Origin of the sequence: Actinomyces sp. (genome assembly GCF_030524025.1) — a bacterium.
Lineage (GTDB): Bacteria > Actinomycetota > Actinomycetes > Actinomycetales > Actinomycetaceae > Actinomyces.
Genome location: NZ_JAUNHI010000003.1, coordinates 91,266 through 105,637, shown reverse-complemented (window position 1 = coordinate 105,637; position 14,372 = coordinate 91,266). Strand labels below are relative to the sequence as shown.

Genomic DNA, 14,372 nt, shown 5'->3' with positions numbered 1-14,372 from the left:
CCTCCCCGCCGCCCGCCCCCCCCCCCCCCCCGTGGGGGGGGGGGGGGGGCGGGGCCCCGCCCCCCCCCCCCCCCCCCACCCCACCGTCACATGGTCAGCCCTTGATCAGACGGTCAGGGAGGCCCCGTTGGAGGCGATGACCTCCTTGTACCAGTCGAAGGACTTCTTGCGGTGGCGCTCCAGGGTGCCGGTGCCGTCGTCGTGACGGTCGACGTAGATGAACCCGTAGCGCTTCGACATCTGGGCGGTCGAGGCCGACACGCAGTCGATGCAGCCCCAGGTCGTGTACCCCAGCACCTCGACGCCGTCGGCGATCGCCTCCGCCACCTGGACGAGGTGGTCGTTGAGGTACTCGATGCGGTAGTCGTCGATAACGGTGGGCCGTCCATCGGCTCCGGTGACGAGTTCGTCCCGCGCACCCAGGCCGTTCTCGACGATGAACAGCGGCTTGTTCCAGCGGTCCCAGAACTGGTTGAGCACGATCCGCAGGCCGACCGGGTCGATCTGCCAGCCCCACTGCGAGGCCGGCAGCGTCGGGTTGGGGACCCCGCCCATGATGTTGCCCTCGCCTGCCTCGACGTCCTGGGTACCGGACTCGCAGACCGACATGTAGTAGCTGAAGGACACGAAGTCGACCGTGTGCTCCCGCAGCAGGGCCAGGTCCTCCTCACTGGCCCCGAGGTCGGCCAGCTCCAGCCCCTCCTCGCGCAGGGTGCGCAGGAAGTAGCCCGGGTAGACGCCGCGGACGTGGACGTCGGAGAAGGCCAGGTTGGAGTGGTCGACGCTCATGGCCGCGAGGATGTCCCCGGGGTCGGGGGTCAGCGGGTAGACCGGCATGGCGATGACCATGCAGCCGATCCGCGCCTCGGGGGCGACCTCGCGGGCGATCCGGGTGGCTGAGGCGGAGGCCACCAGCTCGTGGTGGATGGCCGTGTACAGGTCCTTGCGGCTCAGCTCCTCCTTGGGGGTGTTGATCCCGCCCGACAGCAGGGGGGCGTGGAGCACCGAGTTGATCTCGTTGAAGGTCAGCCAGTACGTGACGCGCTTGCCGTAGCGCTCGAACAGCGTGCGGGCGTAGCGCTCGTAGAAGCCGATGAGGCGCCGGTCGGTCCAGCCGTCGTAGGTCTCGGCCAGGTGCAGCGGGGTCTCGTAGTGGCTGATCGTGATCAGGGGCTCGATGCCGTGCCTCTCGCACTCGTCGATGACCCGGTCATAGAAGGCCAGCCCCTCCTCGTTGGGCTCGGTCTCGTCTCCCAGGGGGAAGATGCGGCTCCAGGCGATGGAGAAGCGGAAGACCTTGAAGCCCATCTCGGCCAGCAGGGCGATGTCCTCGGCGTAGCGGTGGTAGAAGTCGATGGCCTCGAGCTTGAGGTTGTCCGGGGTCGGCGCGGCGGTGCGCGGGGCCGTGATCCCCCGGGGCATGACGTCCTGGATGGACAGGCCCTTGCCCCCCTCGTCGTAGGCGCCCTCCACCTGGTTGGCGGCGACGGCGCCGCCCCACAGGAAGCCATCGGGGAAGGCCGGCGTCGGGCTCGGTGCGGTGGTCATGGGTGGGTCTCCTTGCTGTCGTGGTCGTGTCGTGCGGTGGTCATGCGGTGGTCGTGCGGTTGTTCTGTGCAGTACTGCCCGGTCGCCGGGATCAGTGGTCGATCTCGACCACGACCTCCCCGGGCTGGACCGGTCCGGAGATGACCGGGACGACCCCGGCCAGGGAGGCGCTGTTGGTGACCACGAGGATCGTCGTGGGGTCCTTGTCCTCGGCGCGTAGGACCGCCAGGTCGACCTCGGTGAGCAGGTCTCCGCGCGTCACCCGCTGGCCGGCCGTGACCGCCGGAGTGAAGCCCCGGCCCCCCAGCTCGACAGTGTCCAGGCCGATGTGGATGAGCAGCTCGACGCCGTCGTCGGTCTTGATCCCGTAGGCGTGCCCCGAGTCCATGCAGGTGACCAGGGTGCCCGCGGCGGGGGCCACGACATGCAGCGCCGCCTCGCCCTCAGGCGTGATGCCCACCCCGTTGCCCAGCGCACCGGAGGAGAAGACGTGGTCGGCGACCCGCTCGAGCGGAACGGCGCGGCCCGCCAGGGGGGCTCCCAGGGAGGTGGTTGGCTCGGCCGGCTCACCGGGGGCCGGGTCGGCTGCGGCCGGCTCGTCCTCGACCGGGTCCTTGAAGCCGAGCACGAGGGTCAGTGTCAAGGAGATCACCATGGCCACTGCTATGCCCAGGAAGGTCAGAGCAATGTTGCTGTAGGTGAGCAGCGCGGGAATGCCGATGAGGGAGGGGAAGACGAAGGAGTCGGTGGCCGCGCCCCCCAGTGCGCAGATGACGCCGCCGACTGCGCCACCGATGCATCCGTAGATGAAGGGCCGCTTGAGCGGCAGGTTGACGCCGTAGATGCCGGGCTCGGTGATTCCGGCCAGGAGACCGGACAGGGCGGCCGGGCCGGCGATCTGGCGCAGCTTGGCGTTGCGGCTGCGGATGAGGACGCCGAGCACGGCGGCGGCCTGGGCGAGCACAGCGGCGAACAGCGGACCGGTGATGACCGAGTACCCGGTGTCGTTGAGCTCGGTCATGATGAGCGGAATGAAGCCCCAGTGGACGCCGAACATGACGAAGACCTGCCAGAAGGCGCCCATGATGGCACCGGCCAGCCAAGGCGCCGTGTTGAACAGCGCCACGATGCCCGAGGACAGCCCGTTGGAGACCAGTGTCATCGCCGGGCCGATCGTTATGAGGGTCAGGGGCACCATGACGGCCAGTACGATCATGGGCACGGTGAAGTTGCGGATCGTGCTGGGCAGGGCCTTCTTGAGTGCCCGCTCCAGGTATCCCTGGATCCACACGGCCACGATGATCGGCAGGAGGGAGGAGGTGTAGTTGGCCATGACCACGGGGATGCCGAAGAAGGTCACCGAGGTGCCGGCCTCGCTGAGGGCGACGATATCGGGGTAGACCAGGGCGCCTGCCAGGGCGACGGCGGTGATCTCGCTGGTCTTGAAGCGGCGGGCCGCGGTGATCGCCAGGACGATGGGCAGGAAGTAGAAGACCGAGTCCGAGGCGGCGTAGAGGATGGTGTAGGTGGTCGATGTGTCGGACCACCCCAGGGTGAGGGCCAGGGCCAGCGCGGCCTTGATGAGGCCGGCTCCGGCCAGCGGCCAGATGATCGGGTTGATGAGCGCGCTGATGAGCTTGATGGCGCGGTCGAACAGGCTGCCCTCCTCGCCGGAGGACTGCTCGGCGGAGTCGACCGAGGTGATCCGGTTTAGCTCCTCGAAGACGATCGGCACGTCGTTGCCGATGACCACCTGGTACTGGCCACCTGCCTGGACGACGGTGACGACGCCGGGCAGAGCCTTGATCTGCTCGGTGGCCGCCTTGGACTCATCGGCCAGGACGAGGCGCAGCCGGGTGGCGCAGTGGCTCATCGAACGGATGTTGGCCTCACCCCCGACCTTGTCGAGCAGCTGCGGCGCCAGCGCCGCGTAATCGGTTTTCGCCATGAGAACGGTTCCTCCTCGAATCGTGTGTGAGACGCAAAAAAGACCCGAGGCGCACGACGATCCGTGCGTCTCAGGTCTTGCCTCATCGGGTGAGTAACAACCCTGTGCCTTGCGGCTATGGCGAGCATAGGCACGGGGCGCGCCTGGACACAAGTGATCCGCGACATACTCCCCGGAGGGCCGGAGGCCTCAGCTGAGGGCCGCCGCGACCGCCAGCGTGAGGGAGTCCTGGAAGCGGGTCTCGCGCTCCTGGGAGGTCATGTCCTGGGAGTGGTCGAGCAGGTGGTCGGAGACAGTCAGGACCGCCAGGGCCTGTGCGCCGAACTCCGCGGCCACCCCGTAAAGGGCCGCCGCCTCCATCTCCACGCACAGCGTGCCGTATCGTGCCAGCCCGTCCGTCTGGCCCTCGGGGGTGAGGTAGAAGTGGTCGCGCGAGATGATCGGGCCGGCGTGCACCCGTCCCCGGATGCCCGAGGCGGGGTCCTGAGCCGCACGCCAGGCGGCGTCGGCCAGGTGGAAGTCGGCCACCGCCGAGAAGTTGACCCCGGGGATGCGCAGCTGGTTCATCGAGGAGTCCGTGTGCGCCCCGGTGGCGATGACGACGTCACCGACCGCGACCTGCTCGGCGATGCCCCCGGCGGTACCGACCCGGATGATCCGTTCGACGCCGAACTGGCCGAACAGCTCGCTGGCGTAGATCGTGCATGAGGGCTGTCCCATGCCCGAGCCCATGACGCTGAGCGGCCGGCCGTCGATGGTTCCGGTGAAGCCGAGCATGCCGCGCACGTCCGTGACGAGCCGGGGGTCCTCGAGGATCGCCTCGGCGATGCGCTGGGCGCGGCGGGGGTCGCCGGGCATGAGGACGGCGGGGGCGAAGTCCCCCGGCTGAGCTGCGATATGCGCCGTGGCCATGACGGTCCTTGTCGTGAGTGTGGGAAGGATGGGCGACCACCAGTCTTGCACAGTGCGAGGGTCCCGGATGGCGGGATGTAACCTGGTTGTTCGCTACGGGGGGATACCGTCCTGCCAGCCGCCGTCCCTGCACGGCGCCGGGCCCCGGCCATGTCGTCGGTGCCCGTGTCCATCTGTCGACCAGCACCGAGGCCAGACCATGTCCGCAACACAAGCCCCTCCTGCGCCTGAGCGCGAGCAGTGGAGCAGCCAGATCGGTTTCCTCGTCGCGGCCATCGGCTCCGCGATCGGCCTGGGGAACATCTGGCGGTTCCCCGGTGTCGCCTACACCAACGGCGGCGGCGCCTTCATCGTTCCCTACGTCATCGCGTTGTTGTGCGCCGGAATACCGGTGCTGTTCCTCGACTACGCGATCGGCCACCGCTACCGGGGCTCGGCCCCCGCGGCCTTCCGCCGGCTGTCGCGGCCCTTCGAGGCCCTGGGCTGGTGGCAGGTCTTCATCTGCTTCATCATCATGAGCTACTACGCCGTCGTCGTGGCCTGGGCCGTGCGGTACACGATCTTCTCGGTCAACACCGCCTGGGGTGATGACGCCACGGGCTTCTTCAACAACTACATCGGGCTCGGCGAGATCTCGGACGCAGGCGTGCCGGTGGAGTCCTTCACCCCCGTGGCCGGGGTCATCATCCCGCTGCTCCTCGTGTGGGCCTGGGGCATCGTCACGATCGGCCTGGGAGTGTCGAAGGGCGTGGAGAAGGCCAACAAGGTCTTCCTGCCGCTGCTTGTCCTCATGTTCATGGCCCTGGTGGTGCGGGCGCTCATGCTGCCCGGCGCCGTCGAGGGCCTCAACGCGCTGTTCACGCCGCAGTGGTCGGCCCTGAGCGACTACAAGGTGTGGATGGCGGCCTTCGGGCAGATCTTCTTCTCCCTGTCGGTGGGCTTCGGCATCATGCTCACCTACGCCTCGTACCTCAAGCGGCGCTCCAACCTCGTGGGGACGGGATTCGTCGCGGCCTTCGCCAACTCCTCCTTCGAGATCCTCGCGGGCATCGGCGTCTTCGCCACCCTGGGCTTCATGGCCCACAACCAGTCGGTGGCGGTCTCCGAGGTCGAGGGCATCACCGGGGTTGGTCTGTCCTTCATGACCTTCCCGACCGTCATCTCCCAGATGCCCGGAGGCGCGCTGTTCGGCGTGCTGTTCTTCGCCTCTTTCTCGATGGCGGGACTGACCTCCTTCATCTCGATCATGCAGGTTGTGGCGGCCGGGATCTCCGAGAAGCTCAACATCTCGACGGTCAAGGCGGTCCTGGTCACTAGCGTGCCGGCCGCCGCGCTCTCCCTGCTGCTGTTCGGGACCTCCTCGGGCCTCTACCGGCTCGACGCGGTCGACGCCTACATCAACAACATTGGCGTGGTCGGCTCGGCCATCGTCATGTGTGTGGGGGTGGCCTACGTCCTGCGCGCCACCGGCCTGCTCGCCCGCCACCTCAACGCCGTTTCCGAGACCCGGGTCGTGGGTGGCTGGTGGCGATTCCTCGTGGCGGTTGTCGTCCCCGTGGTCCTGGGCTACATGTTCGTCCAGACCGCCTGGTCCTACGCCACGGACGGATATGGCTACGCCAAGAGCTTCGAGGCCGTCTTCGGCTGGGGAATGCTGTTCCTCGGGGCGGTTTTCGCCGTCGTCATGGCGGTGGTCCCGTGGTCCAGCAGGGTGGATGATTTCCAACCCGTCGATCTCGACGGCGTCGACAGCCGCAGGGAGAGGGGGTGAGTTGAGATGACCGGTCCCGCGATCCTCCTGCTGCTGGCGGCCATCGTCGTCATCTGGGGCGGCCTGGCCGTGTCGGCCACCGCGCTGTACCTGCGTGGCAGGCGCGAGCAGGCCCAGGCCCGCGCCGAGGCGAGCGCCCTGGCCCACCAGCACCTGGCCGACCCCTCGGCCCAGGGCTGAGTCGGCCGGGGCGTGACCGCCCGCGCCGGTGGTGTGTCAGGAGCGGGCTGCGAACAGGCACAATGCGACCATGAGTGACACGAGCCCCGAGAGCCCGCTGCCCGCCCTTGTCGCCTTCGACCTGGACGACACCCTCGCGCCGTCGAAGTCCCGGATCCCCGAGCCGATGGCCCGGGCGCTGCGCGCGCTGCTCGACGTCGTGCCCGTGTGCATCATCTCGGGCGGACAGATCCTCCAGTTCCGCGACCAGGTGCTCGCCCACCTGGGCGCCTCCGACGAGGAGCTGTCCCGCCTGCACCTCATGCCCACCTGTGGGACCCGCTACTACGTGCACGCCGGAGCGGGACGAGGAAGCGACGAGGTCCCCGGGTGGGACCTCGTCTACGCCAACGACCTGTCGCCCGAGCAGGTTCAGGAGTGTTTCGCCGTCGTCGAGGCCCGGGCACGCGACCTCGGCCTGTGGGAGGAGCGGACCTGGGGCCCGATCCTGGAGGACCGGGGCAGCCAGATCACCTTCTCGGCCCTGGGCCAGGAGGCCCCCTTGGAGGCCAAGAAGGCCTGGGACCCCAGCGGGAGCAAGAAGTCCCGGCTGCGTGACGCCGTCGCCCCGCTCCTGCCCGAGCTCGAGGTCCGCTCCGGGGGCTCGACGAGCATCGACATCACCCTCAAGGGAGTCGACAAGGCCTATGGCATGCGCAGGCTCGCCGAGGTCACCGGCATCGGCCTCGACGACATGCTCTTCGTCGGCGACCGACTCGATCCCGCGGGCAACGACTACCCGGTCAAGGCCCTGGGGCTGCGCTGCCACGCCGTCGAGGGCTGGCAGGACACCGCCGCCTTTGTCTCCGAGCTGGCCGCCCGGATCGCCGCAGGGGGCGGCGCGGGGCGGTGAACAGGGCCTGGCCCGGGGCCGGGAGCATCGGTCCCGCCGCGCGACGCGCCGCGCGGCTCCTGCGCCGCGCGGCCCGCAGGGGCCTGCGGGCCGTGCGCCGGTGGTGGTACGCGCCCACCGAGACCTTCCGCACGGCCGTGCGGACCCTGGGCCTGCTCGTCGTCACGGGCGCCTTCTCCCTGGCCCTGGGCCTGTCCACCGCGACGGCCACCTCCCCGGTCGGGCCCCATATGGCGACATGGTCGGTGACCCTGGACTCCACGGCCAGGCTCGACCTGGGGCCCCTGGGCGAGGCGAGCGTGGACTCCCCGGCCGGGATCCTCGGCGTCGATGTGGTCCTCGGCGAGATCCCGGCCGAGGCCCAGTCCGGTCAGGGCACGGCGCCGGTGTCCGCCCGGGCGCTGGGTGAGGCCCTGTCGGCCGACGGCGCCTCCTACGTCTCGCTGGCCTCCCACCCCGAGCTGACCATCAGCAGTGGGGTGCGGGCCCTGGTCGATGACGGCCTGCGGCGGGCCGGGCTCATCGAGTCGGTCATCCTGTGTCTCGTCGCCGCCGCGCGCCTGGCGGCCGGAGGGCGCCTGCGCGACGCCCTGCGCGCCGCCTTCTCCCGCGACACCGCCTCGACCCTGCTGGCCGTCACCGCGGCCGCGACGGCCGTGGCCCTCGTCGTGCCCGCGCTGCGCTCCGACACCGCGCACGGGTCGCGGATCCCCGCGCTGGCGGGCACCCCCTGGCAGGACGTCCGCCTGTCGGGCAGGATCGCCGACGTCGCGCAGGCCTACGGTCCACGGGTCACCGAGTTTCTCGACGACAACGACGCCTTCTACAGCACGGCGCGCTCCAACCTGGAGGTCGCCTGGGCGGCCTCGCAGGCGGTCGACGGCGCCGCCGACGTCACGGCGGCCAACGGCCGGGTCACCGACCCCCAGGGTGTTGCCGCCGCGGCCGCAGCGGCGGCGAGCCGCCAGCTGGGCGCTCCGGCGACCGGCCCCGCCGGCCCGGCGACTGGCTCCGCCGCCCCGGCGACTGCCCCGTCCCCGACCACCACGTCGTCGACCCCCACGGCGTCCTCCACCCCAACTCCGTCCTCATCCCCGACCCCGGGGCCCGAGCAGATCGCCGACCCGGGGGCCACGGGGCCGTGGGCGGTGCGGGAGCGGGGCAGGACCACCGTCGTGCTGACCACGGACCTGCACTGCAACCTCGAGATGATCACCCTGGCCGGAGCCCTCGACGAGCTGGCCGGGGCCGACATCCACATGGACGACGGCGACCTGACGATGACGGGATCCGAGCCCGAGCAGGTCTGCGTCGACGCCCTGACCCAGGCGGTGCCCGCCGGCGTCGAGCGGGTGGCCACCATCGGCAACCACGACTCGGCATCGACCGCCGCCCGCCTGCGGGCTCAGGGCTGGACGGTCACGGACGGCAGCGTCCAGCGGGTCGGGGACCTGACGGTGCTCGGTGATGTCGACCCGGACCGCAGCCCCGCCGGCGGCACCTTCCAGCGGGGGGCGGTCAACGCCACCCAGCTCGGCCAGAACCTGGCCGACACCACCTGCCGCGCGGCGCGGGCGGGCGAGGCCGTCGACGTCGTCCTCATCCACCAGCCCTACACCTTCGGTCCGCTGGTCGAGCAGGGCTGCGCCCCGCTGCTGGTGGCGGGCCACGTCCACGAGGAGCGCGGGGTCAGCGTGTCGGCCGGCTCCAACGGGCAGGTCGCCCAGCTGGTGTCCGGCGCGGGACAGGGCGGCACCTCGCTGGGGCCGGTCAGCCAGGACGCCTACCTGCACGTGCTGTCCTTCGACGCCGAGGGCCGGGTGGTCGCCTGGCGCGCCATTGTGCTCCACCCGGACGCCTCGGTGACCGTGGGGGCCTGGCAGCCCCTGCCCGCCGTCGTGGAGCCCACCGGCGGGACCCGGCCCACGGGATAGGTCACCGGGGGCCGGGTCGGGTGTAGGGCACAATGGCGCCGTTGCCCAGTGCACCGGACCGTCCGGGCGGGGCGAGCCCACCGAGGAGATGCTGATGGCCCACGTGCCCACCGAGGCCGAGATCGACGCGATGAGCGATGAGGAGCTCGAGGCCTACCTGGACGGAGCCGACCCCGAGCGCCTCCAGCCCGGGCTGGGCGGCCCGTCGCAGGACCGGGACTCCGACGCCCACGCATGGCTGCGGCCCGGTGGGGTCCCGAGGTCTTACGCCTGGCTCCTCGTGGTCTGCTCGCTGCTGGGCATCGGTGCCAGCTGGGAGCTCATCCGCGCCCAGATCACCCTCCTGCGCGAGCCCCTGGCCGAGCTGACCTGTGACGTCAACCCTCTCGTGTCCTGCGGGGACTCCCTCAACGTCTGGCAGGGCAACCTGCTGGGCGTGCCCAACTCCTTCGTCGGCGCCATGGCCTTCGCGGTGCTCCTGGCCGTCGGCCTGCTCCTGGCCTCGGGGTGGTCGCTGCCCCGCTGGATGTGGTGGGGCCTGTCGGCGGGGTGCCTGGGGGGCGTGGTCTTCGTCGCCTGGTTCCTGGGGCAGTCGCTGCTCGTGTTCGACAAGCTGTGCCCCTTCTGCATGGTCATCTGGGCGGTCACCATCCCCGTGGCCGCCACCACGTGGGGGCAGGCCGCCGCCGGCGGGCACCTGGGCCTGCCCCCCGCCGCGGCGCGGCGCCTGTTCGCGGCCCGCTGGTGGCTGGCCGGCGCGATGTACCTGTCCGTCGTCGTACTCGTCATCGTCGGCTTCTGGGACGCCTGGACGGTGATCCTGTGAGCCCGGCCGAGGACTCCGCCGTCACCCAGGACTACCTCAAGGCCGTGTGGGTCGCCGTCGAGATGGGTGGTGCCGGTGCCTCGGTGACCGGGCTCGCCCGCCGCATGGGCGTCGCGCCCTCGACCGCCTCGGAGCACGTCGCACGCCTGGTCGAGGCGGGCCTGCTCGAGCACGACCCGTACCGCCCGGTCACCCTGTCCGCGGAGGGCCGGAGGCGTGCCATGGCCATGGTCAGGCGGCACCGGCTGCTCGAGACCTACCTCGTCCAGGTCCTCGGCTTCGCCTGGGACGAGGTCCATGCCGAGGCGGAGGTCCTTGAGCACGCCGTGTCCGACCGGCTCCTGGACCGCCTCGACGCCGCCCTGGGCCACCCCGAGCGCGACCCCCACGGGGACCCGATCCCCTCGGCGGACGGGCGTCTGCCCGACCCCGGCCTCGACCGCCTCGAGAGCTGCCGGGTCGGGGGCGGGGGAGTGGTGGGGCGCATCCGCGACGACGGTGAGACCCTCAGGTCGCTGGGGCGCGCGGGGATCGGTCTCGACACCGCGCTGACCGTCACCGGCCGCACGACCCTGCCCGAGGCCGGCGCCCCCCGGGGAGCCACGGTTGTGCGTGTGCGCGGGGCCACCGGCGCGGAGGCGGTCGTCCCCGACGGAGCGGTGTGGCTGCGCCGCTGACCCGGCGGCGCGGCCCTGGTGGGAGGATGGAGCCATGAGCACGCTGTTCACCAAGATCATCAACGGGGAGATCCCCGGCCGTTTCGTGTGGGCCGACGAGACCTGCGTCGCCTTCGCCACCATCGAGCCGCACACCGACGGCCACGTCATGGTCGTGCCGCGTCAGGAGATCGACTCCTACGTCGACGCCCCCGACGAGCTCGTCGCCCACCTGGCGATCGTGGCCAGGCGCATCGGCGCAGTCCAGACGCGCGTCTTCGACGCCCCGCGCGCCGGCATCGTCGTCGCGGGCTACGGTGTCAACCACCTCCACGTCCACGTCCTGCCCATCCGTAACGAGGAGGACCTGTCCTTCTCCTCGGCTCGCCGCGACCTGCCCCCCGAGCTCATCGACTCGGCCATGGAGACTCTGCGCGCCGGCCTGCGCGAGGACGGCTGGAGCGCCTTCGTCCCCCGCTCCATCGCCGCCCCCTGACGCCGAGATCGGTACATATGACACGGCGACCAGCCGGGTCCCCGGCCGGCACCGCGGCAGGGGGGCCGACGTGACGTGCCTCGCGTTGCCTCGGGGCCCCTTGCCGCGGGAGGGCCGGTGGACGGGGGATAGGCTGAGCCCCTGCACGGGGACTGCTCGACGACGAGGAGGCGCAGGACGTCCCCTCCTCGCCACGAGGCCCAATGAGCACGGATGAGCACGGATGAGTACGGAAGAGAGCACCGCCGCGATGACCGACAACAGCGCGCCGACCCGGGGCGACCAGGACGACACGCCCTACCGCTACACCGCCGCACTGGCCGATCGCATCGAGACCGCCTGGCAGGACCGGTGGGAGGCCGAGGGCACCTTCTACTCCGACAACCCCGTCGGCGCGCTGGCCGGCCCCGAGGCGGCCAAGGAGAAATTCTTCCTGCTCGACATGTTCCCCTACCCCTCGGGCAAGGGCCTGCACGTGGGTCACCCGCTCGGGTACATCGCCACCGACGTCGTCGCGCGCTTCACCCGCATGACCGGCAAGAACGTCCTGTACACGATGGGCTACGACGCCTTCGGCCTGCCCGCCGAGCAGTACGCGGTCCAGACCGGCCAGCATCCGCGCGTGTCCACCGAGGCCAACATCGCCAACATGCGCCGGCAGCTGCGCCGTCTGGGCCTGTCCCACGACCCCCGCCGGTCCCTGGCCACGATCGATGTCGACTACGTGCGCTGGACCCAGTGGATCTTCCTCCAGGTGTTCAACTCGTGGTTCGACCCCGAGGCTCCCCGCCGTGACGGCCGGGGCACGGGCGCCGCGCGCCCGGTGACCGAGCTGATCGCCAAGCTCGTCTCCGGCGAGGTCCCCACCCCCGACGGCCGGGCATGGGACGAGCTGAGCGCGGGGGAGCAGGCCGACGTCGTCGACGCCCACCGCCTGGCCTATGTCTCCTCGGCCCCGGTCAACTGGTGCCCCGGCCTGGGCACGGTCCTGGCCAATGAGGAGGTCACGGCCGAGGGCCGGTCCGAGCGCGGCAACTACCCGGTGTTCAAGCGCAACCTGCGCCAGTGGATGATGCGCATCACCGCCTACGGCGACCGTCTGGCCGAGGACCTCGACACCGTGGACTGGCCCGGGAAGGTCAAGCTGATGCAGCGCAACTGGATCGGGCGTTCCGAGGGGGCCGAGGTGACCTTCGAGGTGCCTGCGGCCGCGCGGGGCGAGGGCGCCCAGCTGCGCGTGTACACCACGCGCCCCGACACCCTGTTCGGCGCCACCTTCATGGTGGTGGCCCCCGAGCACCCGGTGCTCGGGGGACGGCTCGGTGCCGGTCCCGAGGCCGACGCCGCGGCACTGGATCTGCCCGCAGCCTGGCCCGAGGGCACCCGCGAGGCGTGGACCGGCGGGCACGCCACGCCCGCCCGGGCCGTGGCCGCCTACCGCGCTGCAGCCGCGGCGGCCACCGAGGCCGAGCGGACGGATGAGGGGCGCACGAAGACGGGCGTGTTCACCGGGATGTTCGGTGTCAACCCCGTCAACGGCGAGCCGACCCCGATCTTCGTGGCCGACTACGTCCTCATGGGCTACGGCACCGGGGCCATCATGGCTGTTCCGTCGGGGGACCAGCGGGACTGGGACTTCGCCCGGGCCTACGACCTCGACGTCGTCGCCACTGTCCAACCCCCGGAGGGCTTCTCCCTGGAGGAGGCGGCGTGGACCGGCGACGGCGTCGTCATCAACTCCTCCAACGGCGAGCTCGACCTCAACGGCATGGGCAAGGACGAGGCCAAGGCGGCCATGACCGCCTGGCTGGAGGCCCGCGGCTCCGGCCGCGGGGCCGTCACCTACCGCCTGCGCGACTGGCTGTTCTCCCGCCAGCGCTACTGGGGGGAGCCCTTCCCGGTCGTGTGGGACGAGGAGGGGCGCCCCCACGCCCTGCCGGAGTCGATGCTGCCCGTCGAGCTGCCCGAGGTCACCGACTACTCCCCGCGGACCTACGACCCCGACGACGCCGCCTCCGAGCCCGAGCCGCCGCTGGGCAAGGCCGAGGACTGGGTGGAGGTCGAGCTCGACCTGGGCGAGGGCCCGCGGAGCTACCGCCGTGAGACCAACACGATGCCCCAGTGGGCCGGGTCGTGCTGGTACGAGATGCGTTACGTCGACCCCACCGACGACGCCCAGCTCATCGACCCGGTCAACGAGGCCTACTGGATGGGGCCGCGCCCCCAGTCCGGCAACACCTCCGGAGGCACCGACCTGTACGTCGGCGGGGTCGAGCACGCGGTTCTCCACCTGCTGTACTCGCGGTTCTGGCACAAGGTGCTTTTCGACCTCGGAGTCGTGTCCTCCTCCGAGCCGTACCACCGGCTGTTCAACCAGGGTTATGTCCAGGCCTACGCCTACACCGACGCCCGCGGCCAGTACGTGCCGGCCGACGAGGTCGAGGAGTCCGAGGGCCCCGACGGCTCGGCCGTCTTCACCTGGCGGGGGGAGGCGGTCACGCGCGAGTACGGCAAGATGGGCAAGTCGCTCAAGAACATCGTCACGCCCGACGACATGTACGCCGCCTACGGGGCGGACACCTTCCGGGTCTACGAGATGTCGATGGGGCCCCTCGACCAGGACCGTCCCTGGGACACGCGCGCGGTGGCCGGTGCCCAGCGCTTCCTCCAGCGGCTGTGGCGCAACGTCGTCGATGAGACCACCGGCGAGGTCACGGTGGTCGATGAGCCCGCCGACGAGGCCACCCGCCGCCTTGTGGCGCGCACGATCGTGGGTGTGCGCGCCGACTACGAGGGCATGCGCCTCAACACGGCGATCGCCAAGCTCATCGTGCTCAACAACCACCTGACGGGGCTGTCGGCGGTCCCGCGGGAGGCCGTCGAGACGCTCATCCTCATGGCCTCGCCGGTGGCCCCGCACATCTGCGAGGAGATCTGGCGGTTGCTGGGACACGAGGCCTCACTGGCCCGTGAGCCCTTCCCGCAGGTGGAGGACGCCTCGCTCCTGGCCGCCGAGACGGTCACCTGCGTCGTTCAGGTCCAGGGCAAGGTCCGCGACCGCCTCGAGGTCTCCCCGGACATCGACGACGCCGAGCTCGAGCGGCTGGCCCTGGCGGCGCCGGGCGTTGTGCGCACCCTGGACGGCCGGGGCGTGCGCAAGGTGATCGTGCGTGCGCCCAAGCTCGTCAGCGTCGTCCCGGAGTGAGGCC

Annotated in this window: 11 protein-coding genes; 8 read left to right on the top strand and 3 right to left on the bottom strand. The window is 71.0% G+C overall.

Going from position 1 to position 14,372, the window contains the following annotated elements; all coding sequences use genetic code 11:
• Positions 1 to 105: 105 nt before the first annotated feature.
• The 3 genes from Q4C85_RS02510 to deoD all read right to left on the bottom strand — a co-directional run bounded on the left by Q4C85_RS02510 (position 106) and on the right by deoD (position 4,408).
• The gene (locus tag Q4C85_RS02510; protein ID WP_303139210.1) at positions 106 to 1,548 is read right to left on the bottom strand and encodes a glycoside hydrolase family 1 protein; all 1,443 of its coding nucleotides are present in this window, start codon (positions 1,546 to 1,548) and stop codon (positions 106 to 108) included.
• 91 nt (positions 1,549 to 1,639) lie between these two features.
• Complete coding sequence (locus tag Q4C85_RS02505; protein WP_303139208.1) at positions 1,640 to 3,496, bottom strand: beta-glucoside-specific PTS transporter subunit IIABC; 1,857 nt, start codon at positions 3,494 to 3,496, stop codon at positions 1,640 to 1,642.
• Between the two features lie 189 nt (positions 3,497 to 3,685).
• Positions 3,686 to 4,408, bottom strand: a complete 723-nt coding sequence (gene deoD / locus Q4C85_RS02500) for a purine-nucleoside phosphorylase (protein ID WP_303139207.1) — start codon at positions 4,406 to 4,408, stop codon at positions 3,686 to 3,688.
• A 199-nt stretch (positions 4,409 to 4,607) separates the two neighbouring features.
• Here deoD and Q4C85_RS02495 point away from each other — a divergent pair, with 199 nt between their 5' ends.
• From Q4C85_RS02495 to Q4C85_RS02460, 8 genes are all read left to right on the top strand, one after another.
• Complete coding sequence (locus Q4C85_RS02495) at positions 4,608 to 6,179, top strand: sodium-dependent transporter (RefSeq protein ID WP_303139205.1); 1,572 nt, start codon at positions 4,608 to 4,610, stop codon at positions 6,177 to 6,179.
• A 6-nt stretch (positions 6,180 to 6,185) separates the two neighbouring features.
• Positions 6,186 to 6,359: a methionine/alanine import family NSS transporter small subunit gene (locus Q4C85_RS02490; protein WP_303139203.1), complete on the top strand. Its 174-nt coding sequence runs from the start codon at positions 6,186 to 6,188 to the stop codon at positions 6,357 to 6,359.
• 70 nt (positions 6,360 to 6,429) lie between these two features.
• Positions 6,430 to 7,251, top strand: a complete 822-nt coding sequence (locus Q4C85_RS02485; protein ID WP_303139202.1) for an HAD hydrolase family protein — start codon at positions 6,430 to 6,432, stop codon at positions 7,249 to 7,251.
• Positions 7,248 to 9,185: a serine/threonine protein phosphatase gene (locus Q4C85_RS02480; protein WP_303139200.1), complete on the top strand. Its 1,938-nt coding sequence runs from the start codon at positions 7,248 to 7,250 to the stop codon at positions 9,183 to 9,185. Before Q4C85_RS02485 ends, Q4C85_RS02480 begins: the two co-directional genes overlap by 4 nt.
• A 94-nt stretch (positions 9,186 to 9,279) precedes the next feature.
• Entirely contained in the window at positions 9,280 to 10,011 is a 732-nt protein-coding gene (locus Q4C85_RS02475; RefSeq protein WP_303139198.1) for a vitamin K epoxide reductase family protein, read from the top strand.
• Complete coding sequence (locus Q4C85_RS02470) at positions 10,008 to 10,688, top strand: metal-dependent transcriptional regulator (protein ID WP_303139196.1); 681 nt, start codon at positions 10,008 to 10,010, stop codon at positions 10,686 to 10,688. The genes Q4C85_RS02475 and Q4C85_RS02470 overlap by 4 nt, the downstream gene beginning before the upstream one ends.
• A 34-nt stretch (positions 10,689 to 10,722) precedes the next feature.
• Positions 10,723 to 11,163: an HIT family protein gene (locus Q4C85_RS02465; protein WP_303139194.1), complete on the top strand. Its 441-nt coding sequence runs from the start codon at positions 10,723 to 10,725 to the stop codon at positions 11,161 to 11,163.
• Positions 11,164 to 11,413: 250 nt separating this feature from the next.
• Positions 11,414 to 14,368: a leucine--tRNA ligase gene (locus tag Q4C85_RS02460; RefSeq protein WP_303139362.1), complete on the top strand. Its 2,955-nt coding sequence runs from the start codon at positions 11,414 to 11,416 to the stop codon at positions 14,366 to 14,368.
• The last annotated feature ends 4 nt before the right edge of the window (positions 14,369 to 14,372 follow it).